The following is an 18766-nucleotide window of genomic DNA, read 5'->3' on the forward strand; positions in this document are numbered from 1 at the left end:
GCCCGGTCCCATTCCGAACCCGGAAGCTAAGCCTGACAGCGCCGATGGTACTGCAACCGAAGGGTTGTGGGAGAGTAGGACACCGCCGAACTTACTTAGGAAAGGCCCCGGTCGAGAACCTCACGGTTCTCCCGGGGCCTTTCCGCATGTCCGCCCCCAATCACGCGGGTCCCGCCTCCAAGCACGAGATCCTGCCTCAAATCACGCGAGATCCGGCTTGAATCACGCGAGTCTCGCCCCGGATCACGCATGAAGGCCTCGCCAAGCACGCGCGATGCCTTGCCGGGCCCGCAGCCGACCCTCCCGGTACGCGAGTCGTCCATCCAGGTACGCGAGTCGTCCGTCTAGGTACGCGAGTCGTCCCACCCGGTACGGGCGGCCGGCGTGCTCCAGGCCGGAACTCGCGTGATCAGGCCCGCAACTCGCGTGATTGAGGACGGAACTCGCGTGACAGGAAGGGCATCACGCGTGATGGGGGAGGCATCTCGCGTGTCTGGAGGGGCATCTCGCCTACCTGGGCGGTCGGGTGGCGTGCCTGGAGGGTCGGGTGGGTACGAAGAAGGGGGTCAGGAGCGGAGCTCCTGACCCCCTGACGGGAAGACGGGGTTACTTGATGGCGGAGCCGGCTTGCCAGTCGGCCCAGGACTTGGACCAGTCGCCGTACAGGTCCCAGACCGGGAGCTGGGGGCCGCCCGAGTTGGTGACCTCCACGACGTCGCCCAGGCCCATGTTCTGGAAGAACCACTGGGCGTTCGCGTCGTTCAGGTTGATGCACCCGTGCGACACGTTCGAACTACCCTGCTGGCTCACGCTGTTCGGGTTCTCGTGGACGAACTCACCGTCGTTCGAAATGCGCTCCGACCACTTCTCGTTCGAGCGGTACGCCTTCGGGTCCGGCGGGCAGACGCCGTACGTGCAGGAATCCATCGTGTAGTTGGCCTGCTTGTCCGAAATCACGTGCGCGCCCAGGTGGGTCGGCGTGGCGTCCTTGCCCATCGAGATCGGCATGGACTTCACCATTGCGCCGTTGTGGAAGATCTGCATCTGCTCGGTGTTCCCGTCCGCCTTCGCGATCCAGGAATCGTGGACCTTGTATGTTTCCGAGCGGTCCTCCGCACCGAACACCCCGCCGCCGAAATCGACGCCGTAGATCTTCGCCGTCACCTTCAGGGTCGTGCCGGCCTTCCAGTACTCCTTCGGCCGGTAGTGGACGTTCGAGTCGTCGATCCAGTACCAGCCGCCGTCCTGCTTCGGGGTCGACTCCACCGTCAGCGCCTTCTCGACCGCCGCCTTGTTCTTGACCGCGATCTTGCCGAAGCTGAACACGATCGGCTGGCCGACGCCGACACCCGTGCTCGCCACCGCGGACGGCGCCGGGATCAGGTTGGCGTTCGCCTGCTTCTTCGGCGACAGCGTCGTGATCTGGTTGTCCTGCTCGATCGGCTTCCCGTTGGCGCCCTGGGCGTGCGCGACGATCTTGTACGTCGCCCCGTAGCCGAGCGGCTCGCTGGACGTCCAGCTCGACCCGTCGGCCGCCAGCTGGCCGGCGACCGTCTTCCCCTTGGCCGCGTTGGTCACCGTGACGTCGAGCAGTTTCCCGTTGGCCGCCTTGACGACGATCGGCGACGCCGGGTTCACCGCCGTGCCGCCCGCGGGCTCGAACGTCACCGCGACCGGCGTGTCGGACGCCGAGGGGGCTCCCGACGGCGCTCCACCGGCGGGCGAACCGCCGTCGTCACCGGACGAACAGGCGGAAAGCAGCAGTGCTCCGGCGAGGATTCCGGCCACCGAAAGTAAAATCTTCTTGGGGAGCATATTGTCTCTTTTTGGGAATTGGGATCGGCGGGCATTCGTCATCAAAACTACGCGATAGCGATGACGTTCTTACCAGCGGATCGGTGCATCGGCGTGACGTGGATCACTTGACGACGAGCCCGGGTGCGCCGTAAAGCCCAGGGCCGTCCACCGAAAGCGCGTCGAGGTACTCGCGCGCCACGGTGTACGCCTCATCCGCCAGTGCTTCCGTGTGCCCGAAGTCCAGCGGGTTCACACGTACGGGCGCGGGGCCCGGCAGGTAGACCACCGGCACCGAAGCCGCCGCCACCGGCGCCTCCAGCACGGCCTGGTTCCGCATGCTGATCATCGCGGTGAACATCATCACCTCGGCGAACGTCCGCGGCGCGCTCGGCAGCTTCCCGGGGAACGCGCAGTCGAGCACCACCAGGGACTGCGCACCCATGGCGAGAGCCTGGCGCATCGGCACGTTCGCGACGAGCCCGCCGTCGTAGAGCAGCTGCCCGTCGTGCTCCACCGGCGGGAAGATCCCCGGAATCGCGCAGCTCGCCAGCAGCGGCTCGAGCAGCCGCCCGGAGCGGATCAGCAGCGGCTCGGCCGTGTCGACCTGCGTGGTGACGACGCCGAGCGGCAGCGCCAGGTCCTCGAAGCGCGTCGAAGCGCCGAGGTGGTCGGCGATGATCCCGGCCAGTCCGGTGTTGGGGAACAGGTGCGTCTTGCTCTGCGTCAGCGTCCGGACGCGGCTCAGCACGCCGCCGGGGAACGCCTCGGCCCGCGTCATGTGCGCCCAGATCTCGTGCAGCCGCGCGAGCGCGTCGGTGCCCGAGCGGGCCAGCACGGCGGCGTTCAGCGAGCCGACCGACGTCCCGGTCACCAGGTCCGGCGTGAGCCCGGCCTCGGTCAACGCGCGCAGCATGCCGACCTGCATGGCGCCGAGGCTGCCGCCGCCACCGAGCACGAACCCGACCGGCCGGGGAAGATCCGCGAGACTCATACGCCGAATGTAGTACTCAGGGCACGCGTTCGGGCTCCCGCTCCGGCTTGGCGAGCACCTTGCGCTTCTTCAGCCGCAGCAGGAAGAACACCGCGACCGCGGCGAGCACGCCGACCACGATCAGGCCTCCGGTGTTCAACGCGCCTTCGATCCGTTTTGCCGCTTCGCCCAGCGCCGCGCCGATGCCGATGTGGACCAGCGACCAGCAGAACGCGCCCGCCGCGGCGGCCGGCAGGAACCGGCGGAACGGCAGTCCGGACGTCCCGGCCGCGGCCGGCGTCAGCGTCCGGATCACCGGCAGGAACCGGGCGAAGAACACCGCCCAGGCGCCCCGGCGTTCGAGGACGCCGGTGGCCTTGTCCCACGCTTCCAGGCCGTACTTGCGGATCAGTTTCGTGTCACGCAGGCGCGGCCCGAAGCGGCGGCCGATGCCGTAGCCGAGCGCGTCGCCCGCCGTCGCGCAGAGGGTGACGACCAGCCACAGGACCAGGAACCGCGGGACGGTGTTCGCCGTGGTCGCGGCGATGAGCAACCCGGACTCGCCGGGGGCCAGGAAGCCCAGCCCGATCGTGCACTCGGCGAACACCAGGCCGCCGGTCGCGGCGACGAGCCCCGGTTCCGGGAGTCCTTGCAGCCAGCTGAGGAGGTCCGAAACCAGGGCCATGCCGCCACTTTACCTATCCTTTAAGGATGGTGGGGTGACGTGCGTCACCGCGCCAGGAGCGACGCGGCCTCCTGAGCCGCGGGTCCTTCGGCGGCCAGGTGCTGCAGGTTTTCCGGCAGGACCTCGCCGCGGTGGGCTTTGGTCTGGGCGTAGAGCCGTCCCGCGCGGTACGAAGACCGCACCAACGGCCCCGCCATCACACCCGCGAAACCCATCGCCTCCGCGGCCTTGGAGTGCTCCACGAACTCCTCCGGCTTCACCCACCGATCCACCGGGTGATGCCGCGGCGAAGGACGCAGATACTGCGTGATCGTCAAGATCTCGCACCCCGCATCGACCAGATCCCGCATCGCCGGAGCCACCTCGTCAGGCGTCTCACCCATACCCAGGATCAAATTCGACTTCGTCACCAGACCGGCCTCACGCGCCGCCGTGATGACCTCCAACGACCGCGCGTACCGGAACCCGGGACGGATGCGCTTGAAGATGCGCGGGACCGTCTCCACGTTGTGCGCCAGCACCTCTGGCCGGGAGCCGAACACCTCGGCCAACTGCGCCGGATCCGCGTTGAAGTCCGGGATCAACAGCTCCACACCGGTACCGGGGTTGAGAGCGTGAATCTGACGCACGGTCTCGGCATACAGCCACGCGCCGCCATCCTCCAGGTCGTCACGGGCGACACCGGTGACAGTCGAATACCGCAAGCCCATGGCCTGCACCGACTCCGCCACCTTCCGCGGCTCAGTCCGATCCAAAGCCGCAGGCTTACCCGTGTCGATCTGACAGAAATCACACCGCCGCGTGCACTGATCCCCACCGATCAGGAACGTCGCCTCCCGGTCCTCCCAGCACTCGTAAATGTTGGGACAACCCGCCTCTTCACACACCGTGTGCAGACCCTCACGACGAACCAGACCCTTGAGCTCCGTGAACTCCGGCCCCATCCGCACCCGCGTCTTGATCCACGACGGCTTCTTCTCGATCGGCGTCTCACTGTTGCGGACTTCCAGACGCAGCAGCTTCCGGCCTTCTGGCGCAGCACTCACGCCCTCAACCGTACGCCCGTCCGGGCTACGCGGGATCCGGGGTGACGCCGGTCAGCTTTGCGGTAACGTCCCACAACGCGGCCCCCAGCGACTCGCTGCGCGCGGCGGCCACCGGCGGCACCCTGGCCGGGTATCCACGCAGGTTGCCGAGGCCGCGGGGCCCGAAGTAACCGCCGCCTTCGACGCCCTCCGCCGTCGCCGCGTACAGCTGCGGGAGAGTGCCGATGCGGGTGTTCTGGGCGAAGAGCACCTCGCCGATGCGGTGGCCGCCCGCGATCAGCGAGCGCACAACGGGGTTCGAGTACGAGCGCGCCATGCCGCTGCCGAGGCCGGTCGCGGTGTACCCGGGGTGGGCGGCGACGCTGATCACGTCCGAGCCGGCCGCGCGCAGCCGCCGGTCCAGCTCGAGCGCGAACACCTGGTCGGCGAGCTTCGACTGCCCGTACGCGGCGGCCGCGTTGTAGCGGCGGTGCTCGGCGTTCGGGTCGTCGAGGTGGATGCGGGCGCCGACAGCGGCGAGGCTCGACAGCGTGACCACGCGGGAGCGCAGGGCGGGCATCAGCAGCCACGTCAGCGCCGCGTGGCCGAGGTAGTTGGTGCCGAACTGCAGCTCGAAGCCATCGGCGGTGCGGCCGCGGGCGGTCGCCATCACGCCGGCGTTGTTGACCAGCACGTCCAGCGCGTCGCCGGTCAGCTCCCTGGTCGAAACGGCGGCCGCGCGCACCGAGGCGAGCTCGCTCAGGTCCAGTGGGATGAGCTCGGGCTCGGCGCCCGCGGCGGCCGCTTTGACGATGTCCAGTGCCTTCGCCCCGCGTTCGGCGGAGCGGCAGGCGAGAAGCACGCGGGCCCCCTTGCCCGCGAGTACTTCGGCGGTGCGCAGCCCGAGCCCTGAATTCGCCCCGGTGACCAGGACGGTCTTGCCGGTCTGGTCGGGGATGTCGGCTTCGGTCCAGCGCTCCGTCATGTGCTTACTAAACCCTGTTCACGCACTCGGCGCGAGCAGGCGCCGCAGGGTTCCCATCATCGGGGCGCGGCGGCGGGTCTCCGAGCGGCTCGTGCGCAGCAGCGCCTCGAACGCGTGACCCACCTTGGTGATCTCTTCGGCCGGCTCGCGCGGGTCGGCCAGCCCGGCCGTGACGGCGAGCATCCGCAGCTCGCTTTCGCGCATCCGGCGCAGCGACGCGTGCCGCTCGCACGCGCCGTCGAGGACTGCGCGCAGGTCGGCGTGCTCTTCGACGGCGGCGCGCCAGGCGCGGGTGACGGCGTCGACGTGGTCGCCGAGGCCGTCGGCGTCGTCCGGGTCGGCGACCTCGGAGCGCAGGCGGCCGCTCAGCGTGCGCGTCCACTGGTACTGCAGGGCGGTGAGGACGTTTTCCTCGGTGCCGAAGTGCTCTTCGGCACCGGGCACCTCCTCGAGCGGCAGCGGCTCGCCGGGGTTCCGGGCGGCCAGGCGGACGGTCGCTTCCAGGATTTCCTGACGTCGGTAGAAGTCGGTCCAGCTCATCTGTGGCTCCCCTTCCGTGGCCCGGGTCATACCGCGGGTCTGCGGCATACTCCCGGTACGGACCTGACGCGCCGAACATACCATGAGTATGGAGAGCTGTTCCCGGCGTAAAGTTGTGAAGGTGGCGACAATGAGGTCCAGACGACTCGACTACTCCGAGTCGACGCGGTCCGCGCTGGTCGACAGCGCGGTCGAACTGTTCACCAAACGCGGTTACGCGGGTACCTCGCTCGACGAGGTCGCCAAACGCGCCCGGGTGACCAAGGGGGCGCTGTACCACCACTTCAGCGGTAAGCAGGCGCTGTTCGAGGCCGCGTTCGAGCAGGTCGAAAGCGTCGTCTTCGACCGGCTGGACAAGATCATGACCGGCGAGGGCACGCCGTGGGAGCGGGCGCTGGCCGGGCTGAACGCGTTCTTCCGCGCCTGCCTCGACGCCTCCTACCAGCGGATCGCCATCCACGAGGCGCCGGTCGTGATGGGCTGGGAGCGGTGGCGCGAAGCCGAGGAGCGGTGCAGCTTCGGGCTCGTGCGGTCCGGCCTGCAGTCGCTGATCGACGCGGGCGAGGTCGAGCCGGTGCCGGTCGAGGTCACCGCCCGGCTGCTGTTCGGCGCCCTGTCGAGCGCGGCGACCGAGATCGCGAGTTCGCCGGACCCGAAGAAGGTCGGCGCCGAGATCGAGGACGTCATCGTCCGCATGCTGGTACGGCTGCGGCGCACGGAGCCCGACGTCTCTATAGGCTGATCTTCGTGGACTTGAGGATCTTCACCGAGCCCCAGCAGGGGGCCAGCTACGACGATTTGCTGCGCGTCGCCAAGGCGACCGAAGCCGCCGGGTACGACGCCTTCTTCCGCAGCGACCACTACCTGAAGATGGGCTCGGCCGACGGCCTGCCCGGCCCGACCGACGCGTGGATCACACTCGCCGGCCTGGCCAGGGAGACCAGCCGGATCCGGCTGGGCACGCTCGTCACCGCGGCGACGTTCCGCCACCCGGGGCCGCTGGCGATCTCGGTCGCGCAGGTGGACCAGATGTCGGGCGGCCGCGTCGAGTTCGGCCTCGGGGCCGGCTGGTACGACGCCGAGCACGCGGCGTACGGCCTGACGCTGCCGCCGCTGAAGGAGCGCTTCGACCGCTACGCCGAGCAACTCGAGATCATCACCGGGCTGTGGAAGACGCCGGCGGGCTCGGCGTACTCGTTCGACGGCCGGTACTACCAGCTGTCCGACTCGCCGGCGCTGCCGAAGCCGTCGCAGTCGCCGGCCCCGCCGGTGATCATCGGCGGCGGCGGCAAGAAGCGCACCCCGGCGCTGGCGGCCCGCTTCGCCGACGAGTTCAACCTGCCGTTCACCGACGCCGAGACGGCGGCGGCCCAGTTCGCCCGGGTCGAGGCGGCCGCGGCGGAGATCGGCCGCGACCCGAAGGAGATCCTGCGCTCGGTGGCGCTGGTGGTGGCCGTCGGCCGCTCCGACGCGGAGGTCGCCCAGCGCGCTTCGGTGATCGGGCGCGACGTCGACGACCTGCGGGCCAACGGCTTGGCGGGGTCGCCGGCGGAGGTGGTCGACCGGATCGGGCAGTGGCGGGAGAAGACCGGGATCACGCGGGTCTACCTGCAGCTGCTGGACCTGGCGGATCTGGACCAGATCGACTTGATCGCCGCCGAGGTTGCGCCGCAGCTGGACTGAGCAGCCCCCGATTTCCACGCTGGCGGAAGGGACCGACAGTTCCGGACGCCCGAAGCGAGGCCGGCCTCCTGTTGTCCACAGGAGGCCGGCTTGCTTTTGAAACCAGAGGTCAGTTCTGCAGAGCGAACGTGACCCCGGGAGCCTGGGGAGCCTCCGGCCGCGGCAGCCAGCGGTCCTCGCTCACCGGCAGCTCACCCTCCAACGCCGCCAGCACCGCGTCGCGGGCCAAGGGGAGGACCGCCTCCACCGTCACGTCCCTCTGCAGCTCGTACGACAACGACGTCACCCCCGCGTCGCGGATTCCACACGGGACGATCGAATCGAACGCCGCCAGGTCCGCGTTGCAGTTCAGCTCGAAGCCGTGCATCGTCACGCCTCGCTGGACGCGGATGCCGATCGCCGCGATCTTGCGCTCGATGCCACGGTCGTCCGCCGGGATCCAGACCCCGCTGCGGCCCTCGACGCGGCCGGAGTGCACGCCCAGCTGGTCGCACACCCGGATCAGCGCCTCCTCGAGACGCCGGACGTAGTGGACCACGTCGATCGGGTCCGCGAGCTTCACGATCGGGTAGCCGACCAGCTGGCCCGGGCCGTGCCAGGTGATCTTGCCGCCGCGGTCGACGTCGATCACCGGGGTTCCGTCCGTGGGGCGGTCGGCCTCCTCCGTGCGCTTGCCCGCCGTGTACACCGACGGGTGCTGCAGCAGGAGCATCGTGTCCGGCGCGGTGCCGTCCGCGCGGGCGGTCAAGAAACCGCGCTGGAGCTCCCAGGCCTCGGTGTAGTCGATCGTGCCGAGCTCGCGGACGTCGACGGGCTCGGTGCTGGCGCGGCAGGAAGTGCGGGAAGAACTCACCCGTCGAGGCTACGCCCGTCACCCGGGGGAAGCAGCCGCAAGGCGCACGCTGAGAGCAGCCCGACACCGGTCACCGCCAGCACTGCGCCGATCGTGTCCGACACCCAGTGCACGCCCAGCAGCACGCGGCACGCGGCGCTCAGCACCACCGCCACCGCCGAGGCCGCCGCGACCCGGCGAACCAGCCGCGGCCACAGCCACGCGCACAGCAGCACCAGCACGAACCCGACGCTCGCCACCGATGTCACGTGCCCGCTCGGGTAGCTCAGGTCCGGGTAGTCGCGCGGGCGCTCCCGCAGGAAGAGCGGCTTGGCCGCCACGCTGGTCAGCCGGCACAGCAGCAGCACGACGGCGAGCCGCACGCACAACCCGGTGTGCTGCCGCTGCCGCAACCCCAGCGCGAGCAGCGCCACCCCGAGGACCCAGGGGAGCACCGGGCCGAGGACGTCGCTGCCGATCTGCGCGGCCCGCCCGAGCGGCTGCGTGTAGACGCCGTGGAGGGCGTTCGCCACCTGCGAGTCCAGCGTCAAGGGGTGCCGGGCGACGCCGAGGCCCAGCGCGACGAAGGCCGCCGCCAGGGCGAAGCCGACGACGAGCCAGCGTTTGACCGGGACAGTCACGCCGCTGCGAGCGCCTGGTCGAGGGTCGGGTGGCGGAATGCGTACCCGGACCGTTCCAGCGCGGCGGGGACGGCCCGCTGCCCGAACAACGCCATTTCCTCGCCGGCCTGGCCGAGCACGGCCTTGAGCGCGACACCCGGCACCCACCACGGCGCCGGGCGGTGCAGCGCGCGGCCGACCGCCCGGGTGAACTCGGCGTTGGTCACCGGCGCCGGACCGGTCAGGTTGACCGGGCCCGCCACGTCCGCCGTCAGCATGTGGGCGATCGCGCCGACCTCGTCCTCGAGGGAGATCCACGACATGTACTGGCGGCCGTCGCCGAGGCGGCCGCCCAGGCCGAGCCGGAAGAGTGGCCGCAGCGTGCCGTACAGGCCGCCCTTCGCCGACAGCACGAGCCCGGTGCGCAGGTGCACGACCCGCGCGTCACCGGCCGGCGCGGTGGCGGCCTCCCAGGCTTCGCAGAGCTCGGCGAGGAACCCGCCGCCCCGCGGCGCCGATTCGTCCACAGTGGACTCGTGGGTGTGGCCGTAGTACCCGACGGCGGAAGCGTTGAGGAACACGCCGACCCCGTGCTCGGCCACGGCTTCGGCGAGCACCTCGGTTGGCTCGACGCGGCTGTCGGTGAGCTCCTGCTTGCGCATCGCGCTCCAGCGGCCGGGGAACAGCGGCTTCCCGCCCAGGTTGACGACCGCGTCCACCCCGTCGAAAGCGCCGTCGGCGATGGTCCCCGACGGCGGGTTCCAGCGGAACTCGCCGCTGCCGCGCGCCTCGCGCCGCACCAGCCGGCGGACCTCGTGGCCGTCGCGGCCCAGGCGGTCGCTCAGCGCCGACCCGATCAAGCCGCTCGCTCCGGCGATCAGTACTCGCATCCCTCGATCGTTGCGCATTCGCTCCGCTCCCGCACTTCCGGCCCGGACACGGCGAAGGCCGCCACGGGAATTCCCGTGGCGGCCTTCGTCAGAGGTGGCTCAGAGACCGAGTTCGCTCTCGAAGTTGCCCTCTTCCAGGCGCTGCTTGATCGTCGTCAGGAAGCGGCCCGCGTCGGCCCCGTCCACCAGGCGGTGGTCGTAGGTCAGCGGCAGGTACGCCATCGACCGGACGGCGATCGTGTCGTTGCCGTCGGCGTCCGCGATGACCACCGGGCGCTTGACGACCGCGCCGGTGCCGAGGATGCCCGACTGCGGCTGCACGATGATCGGCGTGTCGAACAGCGCGCCGACGCTGCCGATGTTCGTGATCGAGAACGTGCCGCCCGACAGCTCGTCCGGCTTGATCTGGCCCGACCGCGCGCGGCCCGCCAGGTCGGCGATCCGGTGCGCGAGACCGGCCAGGCTCAGCTCGCCCGCGTCGTGGATCACGACCGAGAGCAGCCCGCGCTCGGTGTCCACCGCGATGCCCAGGTGCACGGCGCCGTGGTAGGTGATCTCCTTCGTGTCCTCGTTGTAGGACGCGTTGACGTTCGGGTGCTGCTTGAGCGCCTCGACCGTGGCCTTCGCGAAGAACGGCAGGAACGTCAGGTTGACGCCCTCGCGCTCCTTGAAGGCCGCCTTCGCGCGCTGGCGCAGCTTGGCGATCTTCGTGACGTCGACCTCCTGGACCTGCGTGAGCTGCGCGGCGATCTGCAGCGACTCGCGGGTCTTGGTGGCCGTGATCTGGCGGATCCGGCTGGCCTTCTGGACCGTGCCGCGCAGCGCGGCGAGCTCCGGCGACACCGCGGCCGCGGGACGCGCGGCGGGCGCCGACGGGGCGGCGGCAGCCGCCGGGGCGGCAGCGGCCGGCGCCGGCGCAGCAGCGGCCTTCTGCTTCTCCTCGGCCGCGGCCAGCACGTCCTGCTTGCGGATCCGGCCGCCGACACCGCTGCCGGTCAGCGTCGACAGGTCGATGCCGTGCTCGGACGCGAGCTTGCGGACCAGCGGCGTGACGTACGGGCCGTCCGCCGAGCCGTCCTTCGCCGCGGCGGCCGGAGCCGACTGCGTGGCGGCCGAGGCCGGGGCGGCCTGCGGCTTGGGCTCGGGCTTCGGTTCCGGCTTGGGCTCGGGCTTCGACTCCTGAACCGGCTCGGGCTTCGGCTCCGGCTTGGGTTCCGGCTTCGGCTCGGGCTTGGGCTCCGGCTTCGCCTCGGCCTTCGGCGCCGCACCGGCGTCACCGATCACGGCCAGCACGCCGCCGACCTCGACGGTCTCGTCCTCGCCCGCGCGGATCTCCAGCACCGTGCCGGCCACCGGCGACGGCACCTCGGTGTCGACCTTGTCGGTGGAGATCTCGAGCAGCGGCTCGTCGACCTCGACCGAGTCGCCGACGGCCTTCAGCCAGCGGGTGACGGTGCCCTCGGTGACGCTCTCGCCCAGCTCGGGCAGCTTCACCTCGGTGCCTTCGCCACCGGCGGCCGGCGCGGTGTCCGGCTTGCTCGGCGCCTCGTCGGAGGCCTGCGGCGCGGCCTCTTCCTGCTGCGGCTCGGGCTGCGAAGGCGCGGCCTCTTCCTGCGCCGGGGCCGACGACCCGGACGACTCCGGAACGCCGCCGGTGCCGTCGTCGATGACGGCGAGCTCGCCGCCGACCTCGACGGTCTCGTCCTCCTGGGCGCTGATCTTCACGACCGTGCCCGCCACCGGGGAGGGGACCTCGGTGTCGACCTTGTCGGTCGAGATCTCGAGCAACGGCTCGTCGACCTCGACGGTGTCGCCCTCCTGCTTAAGCCACCGGGTGACGGTGCCTTCGGTGACGCTCTCCCCGAGCTCCGGCAATGTGACGGAGTAGGCCATCGTTCGCTGACTCCTCTTCCAAGTTCTGCGTGGTCTGGATTCTGCTGGTGGGACGTCAGCTGTGCACGTGCAGCGGCTTCCCCGCGAGGGCGAGGAACGCTTCACCGAGGGCCTCGGTCTGGGTGGGGTGCGCGTGGATCAGCGGGGCGACGTCCTCGGGGAACGCCTCCCAGCTGTAGATCAGCTGCGCTTCGCCGATCAGCTCGCCGACGCGGTCGCCGACCATGTGCACACCGACGACCGGGCCGTCCGGCGCCTTGACCAGCTTGACCCCGCCGGAGGTCTTGAGGATCTGGCTCTTGCCGTTGCCGCCCAGGTCGTAGGTGAACGTCGTGACGTCGGACCCGTACTTGTCCTTCGCCTGCGACTCGGTCAGCCCGACCGACGCGACCTCCGGGTGCGAGTAGGTGACCCGCGGGATGCCGCTCTCGTCGATGACGCGCGGGTTCTGCCCGGCGATCTCCTCGGCGACGAAGATGCCCTGCTGGAAGCCGCGGTGCGCGAGCTGCAGGCCGGGGACGATATCGCCGACGGCGTAGACGTTCGGCAGGTTCGTGCGCAGCCGCTCGTCGGTGAGGACGAAGCCGCGCTCGATCTTGACGCCGGCCTCCTCGTAGCCGTGGCCCGCCGAGTTCGGCCCGCGGCCGACGGCGACCAGCAGCAGGTCGGCCTCGATGGTCTCGCCGGACTCCAGCGAGACGCTCACGCCGTTGTCGTCCTGCTTCGCGCCGGTGAACTTCACGCCGGTCTTGAAGGCGATCTTGCGGCGGCGGAAGGCGCGCTCGAGCTGCTTCGACGCGAACTCGTCCTCGTTGGGGACCAGCCGCGGCAGGGCCTCGACGATGGTGACGTCGACGCCGAAGGAGGCCCACACGCTGGCGAACTCGACGCCGATGACGCCGCCGCCGAGCACCACGACCTTCTTGGGGACGTAGTCGAGGGCGAGGGCCTGCTCGCTGGCGATGATGCGGCCGCCGAGCTCCAGGCCGGGCAGCGTGCGCGAGTACGAGCCGGTGGCGAGGATGACGTTCTTGCCGGTGTAGCGGGTGCCGTCCACCTCGACGGTCGTGCCGCCGACGAACGTGCCGCTGCCCTCGACGAGGTTCACCTTGTGCGCCTTGGCCAGGCCCTGCAGGCCCTTGTACAGGCGGGCGATGATCCCGTCCTTGTACTTGTTGACCCCGGCGATGTCGATGCCCTCGAAGGCGGCCTTGACGCCGACCGCTTCGGCTTCACGGGTCTCGTCGGCGACCTCGGCGGCGTGGAGCAGGGCCTTGGTCGGGATGCAGCCCCGGTGGAGGCACGTCCCGCCCAGCTTGTCCTTCTCGATCAGCGTGACGGAAAGGCCCAGCTCGGCCGCGCGGAACGCCGCGGCGTAGCCGCCCGATCCGCCTCCCAGGATCACGAGGTCGGCGGAGGTGTCGGTCACTTCATTAACTCCTCGGCAAGCAGTGGGGTGTTGCTCTGTCGTCGCGCCCGCGCCCGGTATAACCGCGCGCGCGACACCGCCATCTTGTCACTACGCCGGACGGGGCTGCGAGCTAGCCGGGTGTGCGACGCCGAGCACACGCGGACATCGGGATAATGAGTGGGGTAGGTCTCGGGAGGGAAGGTGGTCGTGGTGGGGCTCTTCGACTCGCTGCGGAGGCGGGCCAAGGGTGGGCAACGGGCCGGTACGCTGCGGAAAGCCAGCTCCGAGGACACCCGCCACCTCGACGAGTGGGCAGCCACCCGAAGGGGTGTCGAGGCCTTCGTGGAACCGAAGACCAACGTCACGGAGACCACTGTGGTGTTGATCGCCCACGACGGCGAATGGACCCGCCGCCGCATCGGCAGCCTGGAGGCCGCGCAGCAGTTCGGGCACCGCCGGTCGATCCCGGTGTACGAGGTCGCGCGGGTCGGGTACCCGAAGCGGATGCGCGAGTACACCGAGCGGAAGAAGCGCGGTCAGGTCTAGGGACTAGAGCTCGATCCGGCCGACGACCTCGCCGTGGTGGGTCTGGCCGGTGGGCCGGAAGCCCAGCTTGCGGTAGAACCGTTCCGGGCCGTCGTCGCCCGGGAGCCACAGCACCGTCGCGATCTTTTCGCTCCGCCGCCGGGCCTCGTCCAGGACGGTTTCGACGGCGAACCGGCCGTAGCCGCGGCCCTGCACGCAGGCGCCGACGTTGAGCCGCCAGATCCCGCAGCGGAAGAAGTCGAGCTCGGCCGCCGGGTCGAAGCGGCCCATCACGAAAGCGACGGGTTCGCCGTCGTCGGCGATCACCCGGGGCCAGGCGATCTCGGGCTGGGCGTAGGCCTCGGCGAGCGAGACCGCCACGGGGGCGACGAACTTCTTCTGGTGTGGCTGGACGGCCAGCTGGCACGCGGCGGCGACGTTTTCCGGGGTGATCTTCTCCACGGTGAGGGTGGTCACCGAGCCCAACCTAGCCTGCCTGTGCGAGCAGCGCGGCGTGCTTGACCAGCGCCGCCCGGAAGGACGAGTGGACCGTCGTGCCCAGCACCGGGTCGACCTCCACCACGTGCCCGGCCGACAGCAGCAGCACCGCGGGTTCGCTGAGGAGCACCACGCCGTTCTCCACCCGCAGGTCCGCCGTGCCGAGCAGGCGCGGGAAGACCACGTCGGCGGGGAGGCCGTCGCAGGTGCGCAGGAATTCGCGGTGGTCGGCGGGCAGTTCGACGCCCAGCCGCAGCTCGGCCGAGCGGATCGCCGCTTCCGACGCCGGGGGAGGGGCCGTGGCGCCGCCGCGCAAGCGCAGGATCGAAGCGATCAGCTCCGGCCAGCCGCCCAGGTCGGGCGGGTACCGCTCGTGCAGCGCCGCGACCAGCGCTCCCGCGCAGACCGGCGCCCATTCGCGGAGGCCGAGCGGGTCCGCGCCGGCGACCAGCGCCGGTGCCGACGCCCGGGTCGCCGCCAGCGTGGCGACGTCGGGGTGCGGCCCGGCGAGGGAGGCCCAGAGCTCCAGGTCACCCTCGGCGAGGGCCGTGCGGACGCGGTCCGGCCGCGACGGCGCCACCTGCTTGACCACCTCGGCGACCGGTCCCGGCGGGAGGACACCTTCGAGGTCGGAGACCGGACGACGCAACGAAGCCGTGTGCACGCGCTCTTCGGCGTCGAGGTCGAGTGGCGGCAGGCCCTCGGCCCAGTCCGGCCGCGCGCCCCGGGCCTCGAACAGCATCGCCCACGCGCGGGCCCGCACCGGGTCCGCGGCCAGCGCGGTCACCGGCCGCTCGGTCCGGGCCAGCCACTGCGTGACCAGCCGGTCGGCTTCGTCGAGTGCCCCGGCGGTCGCGAGCAGCAGCGCGGCGTACCCGATCCGGTCGTCCACAGTGGACGAAGCGGCGGTCAGGACGTCCCTGACCGCCGCTTCGAGGTACTCGCCCGGCTCCACTCAGCCGTTGGCGGCGATGTCCGCCAGCACCGCGGCGATCGAGCGCACCGGGACACCGGTGCCGCCCTTGCCGGTGTAGCCCCACGGGGAGCCGGCGTTGAACGACGGGCCCGCGATGTCGATGTGGACCCAGTCGAGGCCGTCGGCGACGAACTCGCGCAGGAAGATCCCGGCGGCGAGCATGCCGCCCCAGCGGTGGCCGGTCACGTTGGCCAGGTCGGCCAGCCGCGAGTCGAGGTCGGCGCGCAGCTCCTCGGGCAGCGGCATCGCCCAGCCGTTCTCGCCGGTGGCCTGCATCACCGCGGCGACGCGGTCGCGGAACTCGTCCGACCCCATCACGCCGGCGGTGCGGTTGCCGAGCGCGACGACCTGGGCGCCGGTCAGCGTCGAGGTCTCGATCAGGTAGTCCGGGTTCTCCTCGGCCGCGCGCACCATGGCGTCGACCAGAACCAGCCTGCCCTCGGCGTCGGTGTTGAGCACCTCGACGGTCTTGCCGCCGTACATGGTCAGCACGTCACCCGGGCGGTACGACGTCCCGGACGGCAGGTTCTCCGCCAGCGGGATGTGCGCCACGACCTCGAGCGGGTACTTGAGCTTCGCGGCCAGGACGACCGAGGCGAGCACGCCGGCCGCGCCGGACATGTCCGAGGTCATGTGGTCCATGTTCGCGGCGGGCTTGAGCGAGATGCCGCCGGAGTCGAAGGTGATGCCCTTGCCGACCAGCGCGACCTTCTTCGCGGCCTTGGCCGGCTTGTAGCCGACGCGCACCAGGCGCGGCTGGCGGGACGAGCCGCCGCCGACGCCGAGGATGCCGCCGAAGCCCTTGCGCTTGAGGGCCTTCTCGTCCAGCACCTCGAACTCGAGGCCGTTGTCCTCGGCCAGCTTCTTCGCGCGCTCGGCGAAGGAGGCCGGGAAGAGGTCGTTCGGCGGGGTGTTGATCAGGTCGCGGGCGACGATGACGGCCTCGGCGATGAGGCCGGCCGCCTTCAGCGTGGCCTTGTGCTCGCGGGCGGTGCCGACGGCCGGGCTCGCGAAGTCGGCCTTCGCCAGCGGGGCGTCGCCCTTCTCCGAGCGGTAGTCGGTGAAGACGTAGGAACCGAGGATCGTGCCCTCGACCGCGGCCTGCAGGTCCAGTTCCGAGAGCGTGACGAGTGCGCGGTCGGTGCCGGCCAGCGCGCGGCCGGCGGCGCCCGCGGCGCGGCGGACCTGCTCGGGGGTGACGGCGTCGCCGGCCTTGCCGAGACCGACGGCGAGCACCACGCCCGCCGGGAGCTTGCCCAGCGTCGGGACCTTCACGACCTCTTCGGCCTTGCCGCTCGCGCCCAGGGTGGCCAGCAGGCCGGCGAGCCGGCCGTCGAAGGCGGCGTCCACGGCGGCGGCGCCGGGGGCGAGCACGGGACCGTCCTCGCCGGCCAAGGTGCCGATGACGACAACGTCGGCGCGCGTTTTGGCCAGTGCCTCCCCGGTGTTGTCGGACAGGGCGAGCTTAGGCACGGTCACTTCTGGCTCCTCGCGCGTTCTCGTGTGGCACCGGGCACCGGCCCGGTCGGGATCGTGAGCCATGCTAATGACGAGCTGACCACGGGTGAACAGAGGGCGAGGGAGGGCCGCGTGCGGCTGGGCGGTGGGCTGCTGGTGGCACTGGCGGCGGCAGCGGCGGGCGCCGGCTGGTGGCTGCCGGCCGGGCTGGTGCTCGCCGCGATCGCCGCCGGCGTGACCGCGCGGGTGCCCGAGCCGGGGGATGCCCTGGTGGACCGGGTGGTGATCGCCGTCGCGCGACTGTCCGAAGTGGCCGTCTACGCGATCGCGTTCGCGTCCTACGTCTTCCCGGAACACCGGGCGGCGGCCGCCGCGGCGTTCGTCGTCGTGGTGACCGGCGCCGGGTTCGCCGGACTGGAGATCCCGACGATCGTCGTACGGATCACCGGCGGGCTGCTGCTCGCCGCGGGGCTCGTGCTGGTCGCGGTCTGCGTCGCGGTGCCGCCGGTGGGGACGACGGACGGCCTCCGGGCGCCGGACTTCGCGGGCGTGCTCGTCGCCGCGGTGGTCTTCCTCCCGTTCCTGCGCGCCCGGCGACGGGAGAACGCCGGGTGGCGGGCGCTGCTGCTGGGGGTGGTCGCCGTGCTGGTGGCCTTCGCCGCGCTCTACCAGCTCGGCGCGGTCCGGCTGGGGCTGTCGGCGACCTCGTTGCGGGACCTGCTGTCCGCGGCCGACGCGGACGCCCTGCAGCCGGTGCTCACGGTCGTGGCCGTGGTCGCGACGGCCGGGCCCGCACTCGCCGCCGGCACCGAGGTCCGGGCCCGCGCCGGCGTGTCCGGCTTGGCGGGGCTCGCCGTCGCCGCTGCGGCCGCGTACCTGCTGCCGGTGCTGCCCGTGCTGGTGATCGCCGGCCTGGCGACCGTGTTCGAGTTGCTACTGGGCGTACGCGCGCGCAGGTACAGTGGGACGCGTGAGTGATCGACGCTGGCGGCCGGGGGAGACGGTGGTCGAGCGGTTCCACCGCCCCGACGGCTCGATCGGCCAGGTCCACCCGCTGCGCGTGCTGGAAGACGACGGCCGCGTCCTGCGCGGCTGGATCCCGGCGGGCACGTCGATCGTGGGCAGCAGGCTCGCCGACGGCCGCCTGATGCGGGACGCCCCGCTGGAGCAGCGGTTCCGCATCCCGCGGGTGCCGGTCCCGGACTTCTGGCACGGCGCGTCGACGCTGCGCCGGATCGCCGAAGACGAGTGGTCTTCGGTCTGGTGGTTCTTCGACCTCGAAGGCCGGTTCAAGAACTGGTACGTCAACCTGGAGATCCCGCTGGGCCGCTCGGCGGGCGCGGTCGACCGGATCGACGGCGTGCTCGACGTCGTCGTCGAGCGCGACGGCAGCTGGCGCTGGGACGACGAGGACGAGGCCGAGGCGGCGATCGAGGTCGGCCGCCTGACGCTCGAGCAGTTCGACCGGCTGCGCGCGGAGGGCGAGCGGATCGGCGCGCTGGCCGACCGCGGCGCGTACCCGTTCGACGGCACCGACACCGAGTTCCGCCCGGACCCGGGCTGGACGGCGCCGGAGCTGCCGTCGGACCTCAGCCCGCGGTCAGGAGAAGGATCAGCGTCAGCACGGCGATGACGACCGCGAGGATGACGACCGACTTCGTCGGGAGCACCTTCGGGAACGCCTTGCCGTGGATCTTCCGCCACCACACGACGCCGAAGACGCCGGCGATCAGGCCGAGGAAGCCGCCGAACCCGCTGTCCAGCACGGCCCAGCCGACCATGCCGAGCAGGCCGACGCCGAAGGTCAGCAGCGTCGCGGCGACGAAGGTCTTGATGTCGGCGCCGGTGGTCTTGGGCCGGGGGACCGGCTCAGTGGAGTGGTAGGTCACAGCGTCATCCTAGAGTGGTCACGCCGCGGGCGCGGGGAACCCGGAACAGATGGACATCCGACTAACGCGCTTCCGAGCAAGCGGTATCG

At 71.2% G+C, this 18766-nt stretch carries 20 protein-coding genes and 1 rRNA gene; 6 read left to right on the forward strand and 15 right to left on the reverse strand.

The features are described from left to right. Positions 1 to 91 (forward strand): 5S ribosomal RNA (rrf, locus tag ABZX11_RS44885); the annotation flags it as partial. A gap of 515 nt (positions 92 to 606) precedes the next feature. Here the strand turns inward: rrf and ABZX11_RS44890 are convergent. The 6 genes from ABZX11_RS44890 to ABZX11_RS44915 form a co-directional block, all read right to left on the reverse strand. Next, a complete protein-coding gene (locus ABZX11_RS44890) occupies positions 607 to 1815 on the reverse strand; it encodes an Ig-like domain-containing protein (RefSeq protein WP_176175711.1) in 1209 nt (402 codons plus the stop codon). 103 nt (positions 1816 to 1918) lie between these two features. Further along, complete coding sequence (locus tag ABZX11_RS44895) at positions 1919 to 2788, reverse strand: patatin-like phospholipase family protein (RefSeq protein WP_354924847.1); 870 nt, start codon at positions 2786 to 2788, stop codon at positions 1919 to 1921. A gap of 16 nt (positions 2789 to 2804) precedes the next feature. Beyond that, the gene (locus tag ABZX11_RS44900; protein WP_354924849.1) at positions 2805 to 3452 is read right to left on the reverse strand and encodes a DedA family protein; all 648 of its coding nucleotides are present in this window, start codon (positions 3450 to 3452) and stop codon (positions 2805 to 2807) included. Positions 3453 to 3496: 44 nt separating this feature from the next. Beyond that, positions 3497 to 4498 (reverse strand): lipoyl synthase, encoded by a 1002-nt coding sequence (gene lipA / locus ABZX11_RS44905; protein WP_354924851.1) that lies wholly within the window; start codon positions 4496 to 4498, stop codon positions 3497 to 3499. 25 nt (positions 4499 to 4523) lie between these two features. After that, positions 4524 to 5462: an oxidoreductase gene (locus tag ABZX11_RS44910; protein ID WP_354924853.1), complete on the reverse strand. Its 939-nt coding sequence runs from the start codon at positions 5460 to 5462 to the stop codon at positions 4524 to 4526. Positions 5463 to 5480: 18 nt separating this feature from the next. Continuing rightward, positions 5481 to 6002, reverse strand: a complete 522-nt coding sequence (locus ABZX11_RS44915; protein WP_354924855.1) for a hypothetical protein — start codon at positions 6000 to 6002, stop codon at positions 5481 to 5483. 130 nt (positions 6003 to 6132) lie between these two features. On the opposite strand from ABZX11_RS44915, the gene ABZX11_RS44920 reads away from it, so the two are divergent. Both ABZX11_RS44920 and ABZX11_RS44925 read left to right on the forward strand, forming a co-directional pair. Continuing rightward, complete coding sequence (locus ABZX11_RS44920; RefSeq protein ID WP_176175717.1) at positions 6133 to 6744, forward strand: TetR/AcrR family transcriptional regulator; 612 nt, start codon at positions 6133 to 6135, stop codon at positions 6742 to 6744. Between the two features lie 5 nt (positions 6745 to 6749). Next, positions 6750 to 7685 carry an LLM class F420-dependent oxidoreductase gene (locus ABZX11_RS44925; protein ID WP_354924857.1) on the forward strand — a complete coding sequence of 312 codons (936 nt, stop codon included), beginning with the start codon at positions 6750 to 6752 and terminating at the stop codon, positions 7683 to 7685. Positions 7686 to 7794: 109 nt separating this feature from the next. Here ABZX11_RS44925 and lipB read toward each other — a convergent pair whose 3' ends face one another. The 5 genes from lipB to lpdA all read right to left on the reverse strand — a co-directional run bounded on the left by lipB (position 7795) and on the right by lpdA (position 13349). After that, positions 7795 to 8538, reverse strand: coding sequence for a lipoyl(octanoyl) transferase LipB (gene lipB / locus ABZX11_RS44930; RefSeq protein WP_176175719.1), 744 nt, complete (start codon positions 8536 to 8538; stop codon positions 7795 to 7797). Beyond that, the gene (locus tag ABZX11_RS44935; RefSeq protein WP_176175720.1) at positions 8535 to 9158 is read right to left on the reverse strand and encodes a phosphatase PAP2 family protein; all 624 of its coding nucleotides are present in this window, start codon (positions 9156 to 9158) and stop codon (positions 8535 to 8537) included. The genes lipB and ABZX11_RS44935 overlap by 4 nt, the downstream gene beginning before the upstream one ends. Next, positions 9155 to 10027, reverse strand: a complete 873-nt coding sequence (locus tag ABZX11_RS44940; protein ID WP_354924859.1) for a TIGR01777 family oxidoreductase — start codon at positions 10025 to 10027, stop codon at positions 9155 to 9157. The genes ABZX11_RS44935 and ABZX11_RS44940 overlap by 4 nt, the downstream gene beginning before the upstream one ends. A 99-nt stretch (positions 10028 to 10126) precedes the next feature. Next, positions 10127 to 11920 (reverse strand): 2-oxoglutarate dehydrogenase, E2 component, dihydrolipoamide succinyltransferase, encoded by a 1794-nt coding sequence (gene sucB / locus ABZX11_RS44945; RefSeq protein ID WP_176175722.1) that lies wholly within the window; start codon positions 11918 to 11920, stop codon positions 10127 to 10129. 55 nt (positions 11921 to 11975) lie between these two features. After that, on the reverse strand, positions 11976 to 13349 hold the full coding sequence (gene lpdA / locus ABZX11_RS44950; protein WP_176175723.1) for a dihydrolipoyl dehydrogenase: 1374 nt from the start codon (positions 13347 to 13349) through the stop codon (positions 11976 to 11978). A gap of 183 nt (positions 13350 to 13532) precedes the next feature. Between lpdA and ABZX11_RS44955 the strand changes: the two genes are divergently transcribed. Further along, positions 13533 to 13877: an oxidoreductase gene (locus tag ABZX11_RS44955; protein WP_176175724.1), complete on the forward strand. Its 345-nt coding sequence runs from the start codon at positions 13533 to 13535 to the stop codon at positions 13875 to 13877. Positions 13878 to 13880: 3 nt separating this feature from the next. Here ABZX11_RS44955 and ABZX11_RS44960 read toward each other — a convergent pair whose 3' ends face one another. The 3 genes from ABZX11_RS44960 to ABZX11_RS44970 are packed head-to-tail and all read right to left on the reverse strand — an operon-like array spanning position 13881 to position 16809. Continuing rightward, entirely contained in the window at positions 13881 to 14333 is a 453-nt protein-coding gene (locus ABZX11_RS44960) for a GNAT family N-acetyltransferase (protein ID WP_176175725.1), read from the reverse strand. Positions 14334 to 14343: 10 nt separating this feature from the next. Beyond that, positions 14344 to 15309, reverse strand: a complete 966-nt coding sequence (locus ABZX11_RS44965; protein ID WP_354924862.1) for an SMI1/KNR4 family protein — start codon at positions 15307 to 15309, stop codon at positions 14344 to 14346. Continuing rightward, a complete protein-coding gene (locus ABZX11_RS44970) occupies positions 15310 to 16809 on the reverse strand; it encodes a leucyl aminopeptidase (protein ID WP_354924864.1) in 1500 nt (499 codons plus the stop codon). 111 nt (positions 16810 to 16920) lie between these two features. On the opposite strand from ABZX11_RS44970, the gene ABZX11_RS44975 reads away from it, so the two are divergent. Further along, positions 16921 to 17766, forward strand: a complete 846-nt coding sequence (locus ABZX11_RS44975; RefSeq protein ID WP_354924866.1) for a hypothetical protein — start codon at positions 16921 to 16923, stop codon at positions 17764 to 17766. Beyond that, a complete protein-coding gene (locus ABZX11_RS44980; RefSeq protein WP_176175729.1) occupies positions 17759 to 18421 on the forward strand; it encodes a DUF402 domain-containing protein in 663 nt (220 codons plus the stop codon). Before ABZX11_RS44975 ends, ABZX11_RS44980 begins: the two co-directional genes overlap by 8 nt. On the opposite strand, the gene ABZX11_RS44985 is transcribed toward ABZX11_RS44980, so the two are convergent. Beyond that, on the reverse strand, positions 18378 to 18677 hold the full coding sequence (locus tag ABZX11_RS44985) for a hypothetical protein (protein WP_176175730.1): 300 nt from the start codon (positions 18675 to 18677) through the stop codon (positions 18378 to 18380). The genes ABZX11_RS44980 and ABZX11_RS44985 overlap by 44 nt on opposite strands. Positions 18678 to 18766: the final 89 nt, after the last annotated feature.

The sequence above is a fragment of the Amycolatopsis sp. NPDC004169 genome (genome assembly GCF_040610315.1).
Lineage (GTDB): Bacteria > Actinomycetota > Actinomycetes > Mycobacteriales > Pseudonocardiaceae > Amycolatopsis.